This window comes from Streptomyces sp. NPDC059850 (assembly GCF_042731515.1).
GTDB lineage: Bacteria > Actinomycetota > Actinomycetes > Streptomycetales > Streptomycetaceae > Streptomyces.
This window is the reverse complement of record NZ_JBHWJI010000031.1, coordinates 22,351-39,996: the sequence shown is the minus strand read 5'-3', so window position 1 is coordinate 39,996 and position 17,646 is coordinate 22,351. Positions and strand designations below refer to the sequence as shown.

Sequence of the window (17,646 nt, the reverse complement as noted above, 5' to 3'; positions counted from 1 at the left end):
CATCATCATAAGTTTATACGATTCCTTAACTTCACAAATTTGTGAAAGTAGCGTAGCTTCGCAACCATGAAGACGGCAATCTCCGCGTCCGGCCTGCACAAGTCCTTCGGCCGGACCCACGCGTTGGACGGCCTCGACCTCGAAGTCGAGGCGGGTGAGGTCCATGGCTTCCTCGGGCCCAACGGCGCCGGGAAATCCACCAGCATCCGCGTCCTGCTCGGTCTGCTGCGCGCCGACTCCGGTGCGGTCCAGCTCCTCGGCAAGGACCCCTGGCACGATGCGGTCGACCTCCATCAGCACATCGCGTACGTCCCCGGAGACGTCACCCTGTGGCGCAGCCTGAGCGGTGGCGAGGTCATCGACCTGTACGGGCGGCTCCGCGGTGGTCTTGACCAGACCCGGCGGGCCCAGCTGCTGGAGCGGTTCGAGCTGGACCCGACCAAGAAGGGCCACACCTACTCCAAGGGCAACCGGCAGAAGGTCGCGCTGGTCGCCGCCTTCGCCTCCGAGGTCGAGCTGCTGATCCTCGACGAGCCGACCTCCGGGCTCGACCCGCTGATGGAGGAGATCTTCCGCGAGTGCGTGGCCGAGGAGCGCGACCGCGGCCGCACCGTGCTGCTCTCCAGCCACATCCTCAGCGAGGTCGAGGCGCTGTGCGGGCGGGTCAGCATCATCCGCAAGGGCAGGCGGGTCGAGTCCGGCACCCTCGCCGAGCTGCGCCATCTGACCCGTACGTCGGTGACCGCCGAGCTGGCCGCCGCGCCCACCGGGCTGACCGGGCTGCCCGGCGTCCACGGCCTCGACGTCCAGGACCGCCACGTCAAGCTCCAGGTGGACAGCGACAAGCTGGACGCCGTGCTGCGGCGGCTCACCGAGGCGGGCGTGCGCAGTCTCACCTCCACCCCGCCCACCCTGGAAGAGCTGTTCCTCCGCCACTACCAGGACGACGTCACCCGCACCGGCGCCGAGTCGGGCACCGGGGCCGGGACCGGCACCGACACCGAAGAGGCGATCGCGCGATGACCGCCGTAGCCGACGCCCGGGTCACCGGCCGGGCCCGCGGCTCGTCCCGCGACCTGACCGGCACCGGCACCCTGCTGCGGCTCGCGCTGCGCCGTGACCGGATCATGATGCCGGTGTGGGTGCTGTGCCTGGGGCTGACCGCCTCCAGCACCGTGGGCCGCCTCGACAGCGCCTACGAGACGCCCGCCCAGCGCACCCAGCTCGTCCAGGACATGAACGGCAACGGGGCGACCCGCGCGCTGTTCGGCACCGCCTTCGGCGACTCGCTCGGCGCGCTCACCGTCTGGCGGGTGGGCGCGTTCCTCACCGTGTTCGCCGCGATCATGAGCCTGCTCATCGTCATCCGGCACACCCGCGAGGAGGAGGAGACCGGCCGCCAGGAGGCGCTGTCCTCCTGTGTGGTCGGCCGCCGCGCGGGCCTCACCTCGGCCCTGCTCACCGTGGCCATCGCCAACGGCGCCGTCACCCTGCTCGTCGCGGGCGGTCTCGCGGCGCAGGGCGGCAGCGGGGCGGTCGCGCTGGGGCTGGCCGTGGGCCTGTCCGGGATGGCCTTCGGCGGTCTGGCCGCCGTCGCCGCCCAGCTCACCGAGAGCGCGCGGCTCGCCCGGGGGCTCTCCTCGGCCGCGGTCGGCGTGGCGTTCGTGCTGCGCATGGCGGGTGACGCCGCCGAGGACGGTTCCAAGGGCTCGGGCCATGTGCTGGTCTGGCTCTCGCCGCTGGGCTGGGCCGAGTACGCCCGGCCGTTCGCGGCCGAGCGCTGGTGGCCGCTGCTGCTGATCGCGGTGCTGGCCGCCGCGTCGATCTCCGTCGCGTACTCGCTGGCCGGGCGTCGCGACGTCGGCGCCAGCTTCTACGCGACCCGCCCCGGTCCGCCCGCCGCCGGGCCGTTCCTGAAGGGCGTCTTCGGCCTGGGCTGGCGCCTCCAGCGCGGTGCCCTGGTCGGCTGGGCCGCCGGGTTCGTCTTCGCGGGGGCCATCTTCGGCGCCATCTCGGACGGCGCCGACGACTTCCTCGGCGACAGCGACCAGACCCGCGAGATCATCGAGCGGATGGGCGGCGCCCAGGGGCTCAACGACGCCTTCCTGGCCTCCATGGTCGGCGTCCTCGGCACCATCCTCACCGTCTACGCCGCCAGCTCCGTGCTGCGGCTGCGCGGCGAGGAGACCGACCAGCGGGCCGAACCGCTGCTGTCCAACGCGGTCAGCCGAGTGCGCTGGGCCGCCAGCCACCTGGTCATCTCCTACCTCGGCCCGGTCGCCGTGCTCGCCATCGGCGGTCTCGCGCTGGGCCTCGGCTACGGGCTGGCGTCGGGCGATGTGGGCGGCTCGCTGCCTCGCGTCCTGGGCGCCGCGCTCTCCCAGACGCCCGCGGTGTGGCTGGTCACCAGCCTGACGGTGCTGCTCATCGGGGCGCTCCCGAAGTACTCGGCCGCCGCCTGGGGCCTGGTCGGCTGGGTGGTCGCGCTCGGCTGGATGGGCCCGGCGCTGAAGGTGTCGCAGTCCATCATGAACACCTCGCCGTTCAGCCATCTGCCGAAGCTGCCCGGTGACGACGTCACCGCGGCGCCGTTCGTGTGGATGGTGCTGGCCTCGGCCGTGCTGACCGCCGGAGGGCTGGTGGCCCTGCGCCGCCGCGACATCGGCTGACCTCCGTCAGCCTCCGTGCCTCGGCGCCGGACCCGCCCACCCCCTGTGGCGGGTCCGGCGCCGAGTCGTGTGCCGGGGGTCCTCAGACCTCAGACCTCCACCAGCAGCTCCGTCAGCCCGCGGATCACATATCCCGGCTGCCACTCCGGCTCCCTGACGAGCCGCAGTGCGGGCGCGGCGCGCAGCAGCGCGCCGAAGGACGAGGCGAGTTCGATACGGGCCAGCGGGGCGCCCAGGCAGTAGTGGATCCCGGCGCCGAAGCTGAGGTGGGGGTTGTCGGCGCGGGCGAGGTCGAGGGTGTCGGGGCGCTCGAAGCGGGCCGGGTCGCGGTTGGCCGAGCCGAAGAGCAGGGCGACCTCGCTGCCGCGCGGGATGAGGGTGTCGCCGACCCGGATGTCCTCCAGGACCCAGCGCTCGAACAGCTGGAGCGGGGTGTCGTAGCGCAGCAGCTCGTCCACAGCTGTGGACAGCAGCGCGTCCGGGGCGGACCGCAGCCGGGCCAGCTGGTCGGGGTGGCGGAAGAGCGTCCACCAGCCATTGCCGGTGGTGTTGACGGTGGCCTCGTGGCCCGCGTTCAGCAGCAGCACACAGGTGGACACCATCTCCTGCTCGGAGAGCCGGTCCCCCTCGTCGTGCGCGGCGATCAGCGCGCTGATCAGGTCCTCGCCCGGGTGCTCGCGGCGGGCGGCGATCAGCCCGCGCAGATAGTCCGAGAACTCCTCCGAGGCCCGGACCGCGCGGCGCGCCGTCTCCTCTCCCGGGTTCAGCTCGAACATCCCACAGATATCCGCCGACCAGGGGCGCAGCGCCGGCCGGTCGGCGGGCGGGATGCCCAGCATCTCGGCGATGACCTCGACCGGCAGCGGTTCGGCGACCGCCGCGATGAGATCGCCGCCGCCGGAGGCGACGAACGAGTCCACCAGCCCGTCCGCCAGCCGCCGGATCGTCGGCACCAGCGCCTGGACCGTGCGCGGGGTGAACGCCTTGGAGACGAGCCGCCGCAGCCGGGTGTGGTCCGGCGCCTCCAAGTCCAGCATGCCGTTGCCGTTGAGGGTGTGGAACGGCTCGTGCTCGGGCGGCGGCGCGGTGCGGCCGAACTCCTCGTGGCTGAAGCGGTGGAGATACGTACGGCCCAGCCGACGGTCGGTCAGCAGGGCGCGTACGTCCTCGAAGTGCGGGATCAGCCACTGTCGGGACGGCGCGAACCAGTGGGCCCTGCCGCGCTCGCGCAGGCTCGCGTAGGCCGGGTAGGGGTCGGCGACGAACGACGGCTGCCACGGGTCGAAGGCAGGGGCTGGGCTGGTCATGACCGGACCGTATCGCCGGACCGGCCCGTCCTCCAGAGGGCTTCGGCCGTTGTCGGCGGGTCGGTGGTCCCTTGGGTCAGCCTCCCGGGGTCACGAGCCGTGCCTCGTACGCGAAGACCGCGGCCTGGGTGCGGTCGCGCAGGCCGAGCTTGACCAGGATCCGGCTCACATGGGTCTTCACCGTCGACTCGGCCACCACCAGATGCTCCGCTATCTCCGCGTTGGACCGGCCCTTCGCGACCAGCACCAGCACCTCGTTCTCCCGCTCGGTCAGCTCGTCCAGCCGCTCGTGCGGGCCCGGCCGCGCCGCGCCCGGCAGGGCGGACTCGCCGAGCTGCGAGAACGTCGCGATGAGCCGCTTGGTGACGGTGGGCGCCAGCAGCGCCTCCCCCGCCGCCACCACCCGCACCGCCTCGCCGAGCTGACGGGCCGAGGCGTCCTTGAGCAGGAAGCCGCTCGCCCCGGCGCGGAGCGCCTGGTAGACGTACTCGTCGAGGTCGAAGGTGGTCAGCACCAGGACCTTGGCGTCGGCGTCCGCCGCGACGATCTCCCGTGTCGCCTCCAGCCCGTTCAGCTCGGGCATCCGGATGTCCATCAGGACCACGTCCGGGCGCAGCGCCGCGACCTGGGCTATCGCCTCGCGGCCGTCGACCGCCTCACCGACGACCTCGATGTCCGGCTGGGCGCCCAGCAGCACGGAGAATCCCTCGCGGACCATCATCTGGTCGTCGACGATCAGCACGCGGATGGCCTTCATATCTTTGGCTCCGCCGCCGTCTCCTCTGGGTCCGGGTCCGGCGCCTCCGGGACCGGGATGAAGACGGTGATCTCGTAGCCGCCGTCCTCCTCCCTCGCCCCGGCCCGTATCTCCCCGCCCAGCATCGTGACGCGCTCCCGCATGCCGAGCAGCCCGTGGCCCATGCCCGGCGAGGGCGGCACCGCCTTGGTGGGCGCCCCGTTGACGATGCGCATCCCGAGACCGCCCAGCACATACGACACCTCGACGCGCGCCGTGGAACCCGGGGCGTGGCGCAGCGCGTTGCTCAGTGCCTCCTGCACGATGCGGTACGCGGACAGCTCCACGCCCTGCGGCAGCGGGCGCACCGCGCCGGTCGTGACGTGGTCGACCGTCAGGCCCGCCGCCCGTACCCCCGCGAAGAGGCCGTCGAGCGCGGCCAGCGTGGGCTGGGGCGCCTCGGGGTCGGTGTCCGTGCCGATGTCATCGGCCCGCACCACCCCGAGGACCCGGCGCAGCTCGGTGAGGGCGATCACCGCGTTCTCCCGGATGGTCGCGAAGCTCCTGGTCAGCTCCTCGGGCGGGTTCTCCACCCGGTACGGGGCCGCCTCCGCCTGGATCGCTATGACGGACATGTGGTGCGCGACGACGTCGTGCAGCTCCCGCGCGATGGTCGCGCGCTCCTCCAGCGTGGTGCGGCGGGAACGCTCCTCGACGGTCACCGACTCCTGCACCGCGATCCGCCGCTTGCTCTCGCCAAGACTGCGCATGGTGACGACGGCGCAGAGCGCCAGCCCGGAGACGAACAGCATCTGAACGCTGTCCGAGGTGATCTGGCTGTCGGCCAGCATCTGGAGGGAGTCCGAGGTGTACCGGCTGTCGGTGTCGACGTACTCGGCGACAACCGCGAGAAGGGCCGTGAGCAGCCATATCTCGGTGGCCACCCGGGGACGCGACCGGGCCGCGACCACCACCATCACCAGGACGTGGGAGATGGCCAGCGGTATGGGCCACGGCCAGCCCACGGTCTGATCCAGCCCCAGCAGCCCCAGCCCCGTCGCGGCGCTCGCCCCGAACGACAGCCACCAGGCGCCGGCCGGCCGGAACAGCGTCAGAAGCAGCGGCACCCCGCTCAGCAGGGCCAGGACCAGGCTGCTCATCTCGTCAGGCACCAGGAAGACCGACTGGCACATGACGTAGAACGCGCAGACCGTGAGCGCGGCGTGCGGCAGCCAGCCCACGTATCGCCGGGCCCGCTCCGGGATCCTGCGCATCACCGGATGCCCGGAACTCAGCGGCGGCAGCGGGCGGATGGCGAACGCGTCGTCGATCAAGTCCTGCCGCAGGCCGGACAACGCACTGCGGGCGATGCGGAGTTCGGTCCGCGGAATCGTCTGGGTCACGCCTCATACCGTAGGGAGCGGGCGGGCCCGCGTCGTCCCCACAGATAGTGATTGTCCGACGTCCCTCTCAGGTACTACGAGGGTGACGACCGCGCGGTGAGCCGCGCGATCTCGTCGGCGACCGTGCGGGCGGCGGCCGTGGCCGGGTCGATCAGCGGAAAGTGCCCGACGGCGGCGATGCGCACCACCCGCGGCGGCTGCCCGGCGACCGCCCCGGCCGCCGCGAAGGAGTCCGCGACCTGCGGCGGAACGTCGACGTCCGTGCCGCCCTGCACCAGGACGGTGGGCACGCCGGTGGGCAGCAGCGCGGCGGGATCGGCGAGCGGCAGCCGGGCGGCGATCCGGTCGCCGAGCAGCTGGTCGACGGCGTCCGAGCACACCCGCAGCGCGCGGGCGGCGGCGAGATCCGCGATCGGTGCGAGCGCGACCACGCCGCACACCGGAGGAGCCGTGGGCAGCCGCCACCGGCTGCCCGGCGGCAGCCGGTGCCGGGCCGCCGCCCACAGCGCGGCGTGCCCGCCCGCCGAGTGCCCGGCGAGCACGACGCGCCCGGCGTCGACCCCGCCGAGCCCCAACTCCCGCACCAGCCCCGGCACCCGGTCCACCACGGCGGCGATGTCGTCGAAGGTCTCCGGCCAACGGCCCGCCAGGCCGGAAGCGGCCGACCCGCCGACGCCGCCCGGTGCGGGGCCTCGGCGGTATTCCGCCAGCGCCACCGCGAAGCCGCGTTCCGCGAGGCAGGCGGCGAGCGGGGCGACGTGCTGGCGGTCGTAGGGGGCGCGCCAGGCGCCGCCGTGGAAGAGGATGACCAGCGGGGCGGGGCCCGCCGGGTCGCGGGGCAGGTGGAAGTCCACCACCTGGTCAGGGTGTTCGCCGTACGCGGCCGTCGCGTCGGGCGCCACCGGGGCGTGGCCGAAGAGGGACGCCTCCTCGGCGGCCGCGTCACGGCTCATCGGTCAGCCCACCTCGCCCCGTACGTCCTCCAGGACCTCCGCCAGCACCCGCGCCGCCCGCTCCACCTCGGCGAAGCCGGTGTAGAGCGGGGTGAAGCCGAAGCGCAGCACGTCGGGGCGGCGGAAGTCGCCGACGACGCCGCGCCGGATCAGCTCGGCCATCGCCGGGCCCGCCTCCGCGCAGCGCAGCGCGATCTGGCTGCCGCGTTCCGCGTGGGCGGCCGGGGTGACGGACTGGACGCGCCCGGCCGGGACGTAAGCCTCGACGCACCGCAGGAAGAAGTCCGTCAGGGCCAGGCTCTTGGCCCGTACGGCCTCGACCGGGACGTCGTCCCACACCTCCAGCGCGGCCTCCAGCGCGAGCATGGAGAGGATGTCCGGGGTGCCGACGCGGCCGCGTACCGCGCCCTCGGCGGGGGTGTAGGCGGGGGTCATGCCGAAGGGGTCGGCGTGGGAGTTCCAGCCGGGGAGCGGGGAGTCGAAGCGCGGCTGGTGCTCCCGCGCCACGTACAGATAGGCGGGCGCGCCCGGGCCCCCGTTGAGGTACTTGTACGTACAGCCGACGGCGAGGTCGACCCCGTGCGCGTCGAGCCCCACCGGCAGCGCGCCCGCGCTGTGGCAGAGGTCCCAGACGGCGAGGGCCCCGGCCGCGTGGATGGCGGCCGTCGTGCCGGGCAGGTCCTGGAGGCGGCCGGTCCGGTAGTCGACGTGGTTGACGAGCGCGACGGCGGTGCGCGGCCCGACCGAGGTCGGTACGTCGCCCGCCGCCACGGCCCGCACGGTGCAGCCGGTCATGCGGGCGGCGGATTCGGCGATGTAGCCGTCGGTGGGGAAGGTGGACTCGTCCACCACGATCTGGTCGCGGTGGGCCCCGCGCTCCTGGGCGATGCGTACCGCCGCGACGACCGCCTTGAAGACGTTCACGCTGGTCGAGTCACCGACCACCACCTGCCCGGGAGCTGCGCCGACGATCCGCCCCACGCGGTCGCCGATCCGCTCGGGGGCGGTCCACCAGCCGCTCTCCTCCCAGGAGCGGATGCGCAGCTGCCCCCATTCGCGGGCCACGACGTCGGCCAGCCGGGCGGGGACGGCGTGGGGCAGCGCGCCGAGCGAATTGCCGTCGAGGTAGACGGTGTCGTCGAGGGCGAAGGCGTCGCGCTTGGCGCGGAGTTCATCGGCCGCGTCGAGCGCGTCGGCCTCGGCGGTCAGCTCCTTGGGGAGCGTCGTCTCAGACATAGCTGCGCGCCGTCCACAGCTCGGGGAACACGTTCTTCGCGGCGCGCTTCTCCAGCCAGGCGACCCCGGCGGAGCCGCCCGTTCCGGTCTTGGCGCCCATCGCCCGCCGGGTGGCCACCAGATGGTCGTTGCGCCAGCGCCACACCAGCTCGGCGACCTCGGTCAGCCCCTCGCCGAGCTGGATCAGCTCGTCCTCGCACCGGCCGGAGTAGATCTCCTGCCACACCCGCTCCACCCCGGGATCCGGCTCGTACCGGCGGGTGGGGTCGCGGTCCAGCACGGCGGCGGGTATGGCGTGGCCACGGCGGTCCAGGAAGCGCAGCACCTCGTCGTAGAGGCTGGGCTCGGTCAGCGCCTTCTCCAGCTCCGCGTGCTCGCGCGGCGCGCCCCGGTGCGGGACCAGCATGGACGCCGACTTCTCGCCGAGCAGGAACTCCAGCCGCCGGTACATCGCGGACTGGAAGCCGGAACCGTCGCCGAGCGCGGAGCGGTACGCGTTGAACTGGCCGGGCGTGAGGTGCGCGAGCGGCTTCCAGGACGCGTTCAGCGACTCCAGCTCGTACGTGGAGCGCCCCAGCGCCGCCAGCGCGGTGGGCAGGTCGTCTTCGCGCAGCGCCTGCGCGGCGGTGTGCCACTCGTGGACGATGACGGTGAACCACAGCTCCATGACCTGGGTGGTGACCAGGAAGACCATCTCGCCGGGGTCGTCGGAGAGCGGGTGCTGGAGGTGGGTGAGGACGGACGCCCGGACGTAGTCCTCGTACGGGGTCGTGCCCTGGAAGTCCAGATGGGGCGCTTCCGGTTCCGGTTCGCCGTCGGACAGGACGGCCTCGTCGGGCGCGGGGGCGGATTTCGGGGCAGGCTGCTGCGACATCGCATCTCCTGAGGTACTGCTCGCCACCGGGTAGCGGTCCGCCCCATCCCTTCGGTCTCGGAGCCCCGGTCCCCTCAGGGGCCACTTCTGTGGTCCCTGCCCGCATCATGCGTGCCGCGCGCGCCGCTCGCAAGTGCGCTCCGCACCCGCGCAACGGCGCACGACGGGCCTGCCGGGACACGAACGCCCCGGCAGGCCCACACCCCGGAAGGGGTCAGGAAAGCGTGTCCGCCGCGGTCGGCGAGCTCTCACGCAGGAACGACGCGCAGCGCTCGTACTCCTCCTGCTCACCGATGGACTGCGCGGCGCGGGCGAGCGCGTGCAGGGCGCGCAGGAAACCCCGGTTGGGTTCGTGCTCGAAGGGGACAGGGCCGTGGCCCTTCCAGCCACTGCGCCGCAGCGCGTCGAGGCCACGGTGGTAGCCGGTGCGGGCGTACGCGTACGACTCGACCACCCGGCCGTTCTCGAACGCCTCGTCGGCGAGCTGGGCCCAGGCGAGCGAGGAGGCCGGGTACTTCGCGGCGACCTCGGTGGGAGCCGCACCGGACGCGAGCAGTTCCCGCGGCTCGGGGTCGTCGGGCAGATGGGTCGGGGGCGGTCCCCCGAGCAGATTCTCGTGAATGGCCATGGGTTCCAGTCTGCCGGACCGCCCGCCCCGCCCGCCGCCCCACACCAAGGTCCACTGCCGCGAGGCGCATGATCAAGCCGGGGACCGAGGCGCATGATCAAGCCAGGGGCTGAGGCGCGTGATCAAGCCGGGGGCTTGCGCGGCCGCTCGCCCGGGTCCAGCGGCGGGGCGCCCACCCCGCAGTGGTACGCGCACTCGGGACGGCAGGGGCGCTCCCCCGCCGCCCGCGCTCCCTCCGCCGCCTCCTCAGGCTCCCCGGCCCGCTCCAGCGCGTCCGCCCGTACCGCCCGCCAGGCGATGAGCGCGCCCAGCACCAGCACCGCCGCGCAGATCGGCATCGCCCGCCGGAAGGCCTCCGAGAACCGGTCCGCCGACCGGTACGCCTCCGCGCCCATGCCCGCCAGCAGCGGCAGCGCCGCGACCGCCACCAGGCCCGCCGCCCGCGCCGCCGCGTTGTTGATGCCGCTGGCCAGGCCCGCCCGTCCGACGTCCACCGAGGCCAGCACGGTCGCGGTGAGCGGGGCGACGAGCACCACCATGCCCAGCCCCATCACCACCAGCGCGGGCAGCACGTCCCGCCAGTAGACGGCGCCCACCCCGGCCCGGGTCATCAGCAGCATTCCGGCGGCGCACAGCAGCGGCCCGACGGTCAGCGGGATGCGCGGGCCGATGCGCTTGCCCAGCTCGCCGGAGCGGGCCGACAGCAGCAGCATCAGCAAGGTCGTGGGCAGCAGCGCGGTTCCGGCGACCAGCGCGGAGTAGCCGACGACCACCTGGAGGTTCAGCACGACCAGGAAGAAGAAGCCGCCGAAGGCCGCGTACACGCACAGCGTCACCGCGTTCACGGCGGTGAACTGGCGCGACGAGAAGAGGGTGAGCGGCAGCATCGGCTCGGGGCGCACCCGCTCCGCGTACACGAACGCCACCCCCGCCAGCAGCCCGGCCACGGCGGGCAGCACCACGGAGAGCGACGCGCCCCGCTGCGGCGCGGCGATCAGCGCGTACGTCACCAGGCCGAGCGCGAGCGCGCCGAGCACCGCGCCCAGCACGTCGAACCGGCCGTGCGCCCGCGGATCCCGGGACTCCGGTACGTGCCGCAGCGCGACCGGGACGCATACGGCCGCCAGCGGCACGTTGAGGAAGAACACCCAGCGCCAGCCCGGACCGTCCACCAGCCAGCCCCCGAGGAACGGCCCGATCGCCGCCCCCACCCCGCCGAACCCGGACCACAGCCCGACCGCCCGGGCCCGGTCGTCGGGGTGGATGACCGGCTGGATCAGCGCCAGCGAGCCGGGGGTGAGCAGCGCCCCGCCGATGCCCTGGAGGGCGCGGGCGGCGATGAGCATCCCGGCGTTCGGCGCCAGCCCGCACAGCAGGGACGCGAGCGCGAACCACACGACGCCGACGATGAACACCCGCCGCCGCCCGAAGCGGTCCCCGAGCGCCCCGCCGAGGAGGATGAGCCCGGCGAGGGTGAGCAGGTAGGCGTTGACGGTCCACTGGAGGACGGCGAGATCGGCGCCGAGGTCGAGGCCGATGCGGGGCAGGGCGACGTTGACGACGGTGCTGTCGAGCAGCGCCATCGCGGAGCCCAGCACGGTGGTGAGCACGACCCACCGCCCGGCGGCGGTGGAGATCCGCACGGCGGTGGGAGGCGGGTTGTCGCCCATACCTGGATCATCCCCGCGACGCCCGCGTGCGGCCAGCCCGGGGGCGAACGCACACGGGCCCGGGTCCTCGCCGCGACGGCGGGGACCCGGGCCCGGAAACGGCGCCGGTTACTTCAGCTTGGTGCCGGTGGACCGCAGGTTGGCGCAGGCCTGCGTGACGCGCTCGGCCATGCCCTTCTCGGCCGACTTGCCCCAGCTGCGCGGGTCGTAGACCTTCTTGCTGCCGACCTCGCCGTCGACCTTCAGCACACCGTCGTAGTTGCGGAACATGTGGTCCGCGATCGGCCGGGTGAAGGCGTACTGGGTGTCGGTGTCGAGGTTCATCTTCACCACGCCGTTCTCCAGCGCCGTGAGGATCTCCTGCTCCGAGGAGCCGGAGCCGCCGTGGAAGACGAAGTCGAACGGGTCGGTCTTGCCGGACTTCGCGGCGAGGCCGTCCTGCAGCTGGCGCAGCAGCTCCGGGCGCAGCACGACGTTGCCCGGCTTGTAGACGCCGTGGACGTTGCCGAAGGAGGCGGCCAGCAGGTAGCGGCCCTTCTCGCCCAGGCCCAGCGCCTCGGCGGTCCGCTCGGCGTCGGAGACGGTGGTGTACAGCTCGTCGTTGATCTCGTGCGAGACGCCGTCCTCCTCGCCGCCGGTCGGGGTGATCTCGACCTCAAGGATGATCTTGGCCTTGACCGCCTCGGCCAGCAGCTCCTGCGCGATGCGCAGGTTGTCGTCCAGCGTCTCGGCGGAGCCGTCCCACATGTGGGACTGGAACAGCGGGTTCTGCCCGGCCGCGACGCGCTCCTGCGAGACCGCGAGCAGCGGACGCACATAGCCGTCCAGCTTGTCCTTCGGACAGTGGTCGGTGTGCAGCGCGATGTTCACCGGGTACTTCTTGGCGACGATGTGCGCGAACTCGGCGAGCGCGACCGAGCCGGAGACCATGTCCTTGCTGTACTGGCCACCCAGGAACTCGGCACCACCGGTGGAGATCTGGACGATGCCGTCGCTTTCCGCCTCGGCGAAGCCCCGCAGCGCGGCGTGCAGCGTCTGCGTCGAGGTCACGTTGATCGCCGGGTAGGCGAACTTGCCTGCCTTCGCCCGGTCGAGCATCTCGTTGTAGATCTCAGGGGATGCGATGGGCATCTGTCCGCTCCTTGTGATGTGCGCGGGTGAGGTTCTTGGCCCTGACCTAGGGGGAGTCCTGCGGCGACGTCATCGTCGCGGCCATCCTCCCAGACTCCGTCGATTGCTCCACCCGGCGCTCGCGGGGACCACACGGACGGGGGTGGGTGGTTTCACGTGAAACCAGATCAGCTCAGGCCCCGGATCAGCTCAGGCCGAGGTCGGTGAGCGAGTACGCCGGTACGTAAGCCAGCCCGGCGTCCGCGATCGCGGGGGCGGCCCCGCGCTCGACGATCGTGGCGACCGCGACGACCTCGGCGCCCGCCTCGCGCGCCGCCTCGACGGCGGTCAGCGGCGAGCCGCCGGTGGTGGAGGTGTCCTCGACCACCAGCACGCGGCGGCCCGCGATGTCCGGGCCCTCGATCCGCCGCTGCAGACCGTGAGTCTTCTGCGCCTTGCGGACGACGAAGGCGTCGAGCCTCCGGCCCCGCGCGGCGGCCGCGTGCAGCATGGACGTGGCCACCGGGTCGGCGCCCAGGGTCAGGCCGCCCACCGCGTCGTAGTCCAGGTCGGCCGTGGCGTCGAGCATGACCTGCCCGACCAGGGGCGCGGCCTCGGCGTCCAGGGTGATCCGGCGCAGGTCGATGTAGTAGTCGGCCTCCTTGCCGGAGGAGAGGGTCACCTTGCCGTGGACCACGGCCTTGTCCTTGATCTGCTGCAGCAGGGCGTCACGCGCTTCGCTCATGCACACGAGCTTAGGCGGTGCTCTTCCACCGCGTTACGCCAGCTCGCGCCAGCTCCACGTCATGGAGATCTCCAGCGGGTCGATGGGCGTGACCAGGCGGGGAAGGGTGTTCAGACCGTTCGGCGGCCCGGACTGCGGCTCGACGCACACCGCCTCCTGCTGCTCGTCGTAGACCACGACCCATTCGCTGCGGCTGGTGACCTTGAGTTCGAGCCGCTCCGGCCAGGTCAGCGTGACATCCACGCCGTCCGGCATGCCGAAGCAGTCGTCCCACGGGCCGGGGCGGGGCTGGATGCGCTGGCCGGTGGGGAGGTGGTTCTCGCCGCGCTCCTCCTGCCACTCCGCGCTGAACGACAGCTCGACGTCCGCGCCGCCCTCGCCCAGGTCGCGCAGGAACCACGGGTGCCATCCGGCCTGCGCCGGGAAGGAGTCGCCTTCCGTCTCCACGCTCATGGTGACGGTCAGCGCGTCCGCGGTCAGGTCGAAGCGCTGGGTGACCCGGCCCTCGTACGGCCACGGGTCGGCGAGGTCGTAGGTGAAGGTCGCGCTGTCCGGCCCGGTGCCGACCGTGCGCCAGGCGAGGTCCCGGCCGGTGCCGTGGATCGCGTGCGGCGGGGAGTTGACGGGCAGCTGGTGGCTCCGGCCGCCGTCGCGGAACCGGCCCAGCTCGACCCGGCCGCACCAGGGCACCATCGGGAAGGACCCGTACCGCGGGCCCTGCCGCAGCAGCTCCGTGCCACCGATGCGCAGCGAGCCGATACGGCAGCCGTTCTCGGGCGAAACGGTCAGCTCGGCGTCCCCGGCGGTCAGCCGGACGCCCTTGGTCTCCGTAGTCTCTTCGGTCACGCCCCGACCCTATGCGCAGCCGCTCGGCGGCGGCGAGCGATCACCACTGACCAGCGATCAGCACTGACCAGCGATCACCTACGGCGGCGCAGCACACGCCGTCCGACGACGACGGCCGACGCGAGCACCACGGCCGCGGCGGGCGCCGCCCAGCGCAGCGCGGCGCCGGTGGACCCGGCCTCGGGCGCCGGTACGGGGGCGTAGCGGCCGCGCGGCGGGGCGTGGTCGACCTCCTCGGTCGAGCGGCCGATCATGGTGCGGCGGGCGTGCGCGGCCTCCGCCGGGGGCTCGTCGTCGTCCAGCCCGCCCAGCCCGCCCAGCTCGGCCAGCTCGCTGACATCGCCCACCGAGTCGACGTCGTCGAGGTCGCCGATGTCGTCCACGTCGATGTCCTCGGCCTCCTCGGGCTGATCGGTGGCGTCGGTGCGCAGCGGCAGCTCCGCCTCGGCGAGGGGGTCGTGATCGGCGGCCGGGGCGATCGGGGACGCCTCGAGACCGGACGCCAGCGACGCACCGAAGCGGTCCAGCATGCGGCGGGCCACCGTCTCGGTCGCGTGCGCGTCGAACTCGGCGAGCCGACCCTCGCTGCGCACGGTCCCCGAGCAGCGCAGCCCCGTACCGCCGCCGTCCACGGCCCGGGGCGTCAGGGTCAGCGCCAGCTTCACCGAGCCGCCGCCCCGCACCTCCGTGCCCTCGCCCTCGGCCTCCACGCCATCGCCGCGCTCCGTGACGCGCAGCACGCCACGGTAGGTGATGGTGGATCCGCCGATGCGCAGCCGCAGCCGCCCGGCGAGCGGACCCGCGTCCTCATCGGCGTCCTGCTGGAGCCCGGGAACGCAACGGGCGATGCGGTCGGGATCCGAGAGCGCCTGCCGGACGGTGTCGACGGGAAACGGAACGAACACCTCATGCTCCATAGCTCAAGACACTACCCATCGCGCGTTGGCTGAGACCCCATCCCACGCAACTTTCGCCCTCGACGTACTCAGTCCCCGTAGCGGGGGTGCATCAGGGTCGACGGCGGCAGACCGGGCTCCCGGCTCCGTCCGGCCGCGCCCCGCGCCGCGTCCAGACCGGCCGGGGTGAGCGAGCGCGGGCGGGGGCCGTGGGGGGCGAGGGCCAGCGGGGGCGGGGTGCGGGCGGCGAGCAGGAATCCCCAGTCGCGCGGCCCGTCCCCCGCCGACCCGTACCCCGCCCGCTCGCCGCCCGCCGGGCGCGCCGCCACCACGTACGGCACCGTCCGCAGCCCCACCGAGCGCATCGTCGCGTCCACCGTCCAGTACGCGCGGGGCCGCGGGCTGAAGGGGCCCGCGTGGACGGCGAGCCGCCCGCCGGGGGCCAGCGCCCGTTCCGCGAGGCCGTAGAACTCCTGCGAGTACAGCTTGGTGCTCGGCGTGAGGCCGGGGTCGGGCAGATCGCTCACCACGACGTCGTACGCGGCGCTCCGGCGCAGCCAGTCGAAGGCGTCCGCGGTGACCACCCGCACCCGTGGATCGCGGTAGGCGTCCGCGTTGAGCGCGGAGAGCCCGGGGTCGCGGCGGGCCAGCCGCACCACCTCCGGGTCGCGCTCGACGACGGTCACCGACCGGACCCCGCCGTACCGCAGGACCTCGCGGGCCGCGAGCCCGTCGCCGCCGCCGAGCACCAGGACCCGGCGGTGCGGTCCGGCCGCCATCGCGGGGTGGATCAGCGCCTCGTGGTAGCGCATCTCGTCGTGGCCGCTGACCTGCAGCCGCCCGTCGAGGAACAGCGACAGCGAGCGCCCGTGGGTGCGGCCGCCGGTCAGCACCACCTCCTGGACCCCGGTGCGCACCGCGACGCGCACCTCCGGCCCGTACACGGCCTGCCGGGCGGCCCGTTCGAACGAGGGGGTGAGGATGGCGCCCGCCGCCAGCAGGCCGAGCACCAGGGCGTTGCCGACGATCAGCGCCCACCGGGACCGTGCGCTCAGATCGCGGCGGAACAGCCACAGCACCAGCGCCCCGCCCGCGACCGCGTTGACCGCGCCCGTCACCAGCGCGCCGGTCAGCTGGCCGAACGCGGGCAGCAGCAGAAACGGGAACGCGAGCCCGCCGACCAGCGCGCCCACATAGTCGGCGGCGAACAGATCGGCGACCGCGCCGCCCGGGTCCTGCCGCCGCACCCGCTGGATGAGCGTCATCAGCAGCGGCACCTCGGCGCCGATGAGCACGCCGATCGCGAACGAGAAGCCGACCAGCGCCGAGCGCGACTGCCCCCACCACGCGAAGCACGCGTACAGGGCCATCGCCGAGCAGCCGCCGAGGAGCGCGAGCACCGCCTCGACGGCGCCGAAACCGGCCGCGGCGCGGGGGCGCAGCCGCTTGGCGAGCAGCGAGCCGACGCCCATCGCGAAGACCATCACCGACAGGACGACGGAAGCCTGGGTCACCGAATCGCCCACCAAGTAGGAGGCGAGGGCGACGAGTTCGAGTTCGTAGACCAGCCCGCAGGCGGCACAGACGAAGACGGTCACGAGGATGAGGAAGCGGCCGAACCCGGCCCGCACGGGCAGCCGCACCGGATTCTCGGACTCCGGCGCGGGCATCGGGGATTCGGTCACGAACGGAACGCTACGTTACAAATCACCCACGCCTGGTCACCCACAAGGGTGTACTGACTGCCGCTCATCCGTACACCGCATCATCCGCACACCGGATCAGCGGGGGATCAGCGGGAGGACACCGGGTGGTCGCCGGGCGGCCGGAGCCGCATCGGTATGGACGTCACGCCCAGGCAGGTACGGGTGGTGACGAGCCGCCCTTCCTGCGGATACGCGTGCCAGGTACGCCACCCCACCGTGCCCTCGTGCCACTGCGCGAGCAGCGCGGTGAACGCGTGCGGGCTGCCGGGGAACGTCCCCGCCAGGCCGTGCGGATGGTCGGCGACCAGCGCCAGTAACTCCTGGGCCCGCCCGGCGAACGACCCCTTGGACAACTCCTCGACGCGCGCCGCGAATTCGTACTCGCGGCCGTCGACGAGGGTGGAAACGCCCAGCGGAAGCGGGGTGCTGCTGCCGGACATGCAGGCGACGGTCTCAGAACAGCGCCCGTCCTCCGCTTCGAGGAGGACCTGGTGCGAGGCCCCGAGAAGCCTCAACTGCACTGCGAAACCGTGAAGTCGGAGGTCGAGCACGGCCAGGGCCGGAAGCGGTTCCCGCCCCAGGGCCCAGGCCAGGTCATCGGCGCGGGTGTCGGTGTAGGCAGTCTTGAGGGTCGTGAGCATGGGTCGGCTCCGCAAGCACGCAGGGGAAAGGTGGGCCGGCTCGCCCCGCGGTGGTCCGCCCCGCAGTGGTCCAGGGGGGCTGCGGATACGCCGGCTCGTGCCCACGTGGGGTCCGTAGGGCGGTGGTATACGGAATCATGAAATGGTCGACGCCACATCGTTTTTACCCACCTTCGCCGGGTTTCCACCCCCTAGGGCGGTCCCCAGCTCAAGTGTTCAACACAGC

The 17,646-nt window shown here is 73.1% G+C and carries 16 protein-coding genes; 2 read left to right on the top strand and 14 right to left on the bottom strand.

Going from position 1 to position 17,646, the window contains the following annotated elements; all coding sequences use genetic code 11:
• Positions 1 to 66: 66 nt before the first annotated feature.
• Positions 67 to 1,023, top strand: a complete 957-nt coding sequence (locus ACFV9T_RS24730; RefSeq protein ID WP_385443976.1) for an ATP-binding cassette domain-containing protein — start codon at positions 67 to 69, stop codon at positions 1,021 to 1,023.
• Positions 1,020 to 2,669, top strand: coding sequence for an ABC transporter permease (locus tag ACFV9T_RS24725; protein ID WP_385443974.1), 1,650 nt, complete (start codon positions 1,020 to 1,022; stop codon positions 2,667 to 2,669). Before ACFV9T_RS24730 ends, ACFV9T_RS24725 begins: the two co-directional genes overlap by 4 nt.
• A gap of 89 nt (positions 2,670 to 2,758) precedes the next feature.
• Here ACFV9T_RS24725 and ACFV9T_RS24720 read toward each other — a convergent pair whose 3' ends face one another.
• The 14 genes from ACFV9T_RS24720 to ACFV9T_RS24655 all read right to left on the bottom strand — a co-directional run bounded on the left by ACFV9T_RS24720 (position 2,759) and on the right by ACFV9T_RS24655 (position 17,420).
• Positions 2,759 to 3,976 (bottom strand): cytochrome P450, encoded by a 1,218-nt coding sequence (locus ACFV9T_RS24720; protein ID WP_385443972.1) that lies wholly within the window; start codon positions 3,974 to 3,976, stop codon positions 2,759 to 2,761.
• A 76-nt stretch (positions 3,977 to 4,052) separates the two neighbouring features.
• A complete protein-coding gene (locus tag ACFV9T_RS24715; RefSeq protein WP_385443971.1) occupies positions 4,053 to 4,733 on the bottom strand; it encodes a response regulator in 681 nt (226 codons plus the stop codon).
• Positions 4,730 to 6,115 carry a sensor histidine kinase gene (locus tag ACFV9T_RS24710; RefSeq protein WP_385443970.1) on the bottom strand — a complete coding sequence of 462 codons (1,386 nt, stop codon included), beginning with the start codon at positions 6,113 to 6,115 and terminating at the stop codon, positions 4,730 to 4,732. The genes ACFV9T_RS24715 and ACFV9T_RS24710 overlap by 4 nt, the downstream gene beginning before the upstream one ends.
• Positions 6,116 to 6,189: 74 nt before the next feature.
• Entirely contained in the window at positions 6,190 to 7,068 is an 879-nt protein-coding gene (locus ACFV9T_RS24705; RefSeq protein ID WP_385443969.1) for an alpha/beta hydrolase, read from the bottom strand.
• Positions 7,069 to 7,071: 3 nt separating this feature from the next.
• Positions 7,072 to 8,304, bottom strand: coding sequence for a kynureninase (gene kynU / locus ACFV9T_RS24700; RefSeq protein ID WP_385443967.1), 1,233 nt, complete (start codon positions 8,302 to 8,304; stop codon positions 7,072 to 7,074).
• Positions 8,297 to 9,178 (bottom strand): tryptophan 2,3-dioxygenase family protein, encoded by an 882-nt coding sequence (locus tag ACFV9T_RS24695; protein WP_385443966.1) that lies wholly within the window; start codon positions 9,176 to 9,178, stop codon positions 8,297 to 8,299. Before ACFV9T_RS24695 ends, kynU begins: the two co-directional genes overlap by 8 nt.
• Positions 9,179 to 9,392: 214 nt before the next feature.
• Positions 9,393 to 9,806 carry a DUF3151 domain-containing protein gene (locus ACFV9T_RS24690; RefSeq protein ID WP_385443965.1) on the bottom strand — a complete coding sequence of 138 codons (414 nt, stop codon included), beginning with the start codon at positions 9,804 to 9,806 and terminating at the stop codon, positions 9,393 to 9,395.
• A gap of 122 nt (positions 9,807 to 9,928) precedes the next feature.
• Entirely contained in the window at positions 9,929 to 11,476 is a 1,548-nt protein-coding gene (locus tag ACFV9T_RS24685; protein ID WP_385443964.1) for an MFS transporter, read from the bottom strand.
• Positions 11,477 to 11,584: 108 nt separating this feature from the next.
• Positions 11,585 to 12,625, bottom strand: coding sequence for a class II fructose-bisphosphate aldolase (gene fbaA / locus ACFV9T_RS24680; protein WP_385444064.1), 1,041 nt, complete (start codon positions 12,623 to 12,625; stop codon positions 11,585 to 11,587).
• A 166-nt stretch (positions 12,626 to 12,791) separates the two neighbouring features.
• Positions 12,792 to 13,331 (bottom strand): orotate phosphoribosyltransferase, encoded by a 540-nt coding sequence (gene pyrE / locus ACFV9T_RS24675; protein WP_385443962.1) that lies wholly within the window; start codon positions 13,329 to 13,331, stop codon positions 12,792 to 12,794.
• A 33-nt stretch (positions 13,332 to 13,364) separates the two neighbouring features.
• The gene (locus ACFV9T_RS24670; RefSeq protein ID WP_385443960.1) at positions 13,365 to 14,177 is read right to left on the bottom strand and encodes an aldose 1-epimerase; all 813 of its coding nucleotides are present in this window, start codon (positions 14,175 to 14,177) and stop codon (positions 13,365 to 13,367) included.
• Between the two features lie 74 nt (positions 14,178 to 14,251).
• Positions 14,252 to 15,094, bottom strand: a complete 843-nt coding sequence (locus ACFV9T_RS24665; RefSeq protein ID WP_385443958.1) for an SRPBCC domain-containing protein — start codon at positions 15,092 to 15,094, stop codon at positions 14,252 to 14,254.
• A gap of 68 nt (positions 15,095 to 15,162) precedes the next feature.
• Complete coding sequence (locus ACFV9T_RS24660) at positions 15,163 to 16,743, bottom strand: polyamine aminopropyltransferase (RefSeq protein ID WP_385444063.1); 1,581 nt, start codon at positions 16,741 to 16,743, stop codon at positions 15,163 to 15,165.
• A 122-nt stretch (positions 16,744 to 16,865) separates the two neighbouring features.
• Positions 16,866 to 17,420, bottom strand: coding sequence for a DUF2617 family protein (locus ACFV9T_RS24655; protein ID WP_385443956.1), 555 nt, complete (start codon positions 17,418 to 17,420; stop codon positions 16,866 to 16,868).
• Positions 17,421 to 17,646: the final 226 nt, after the last annotated feature.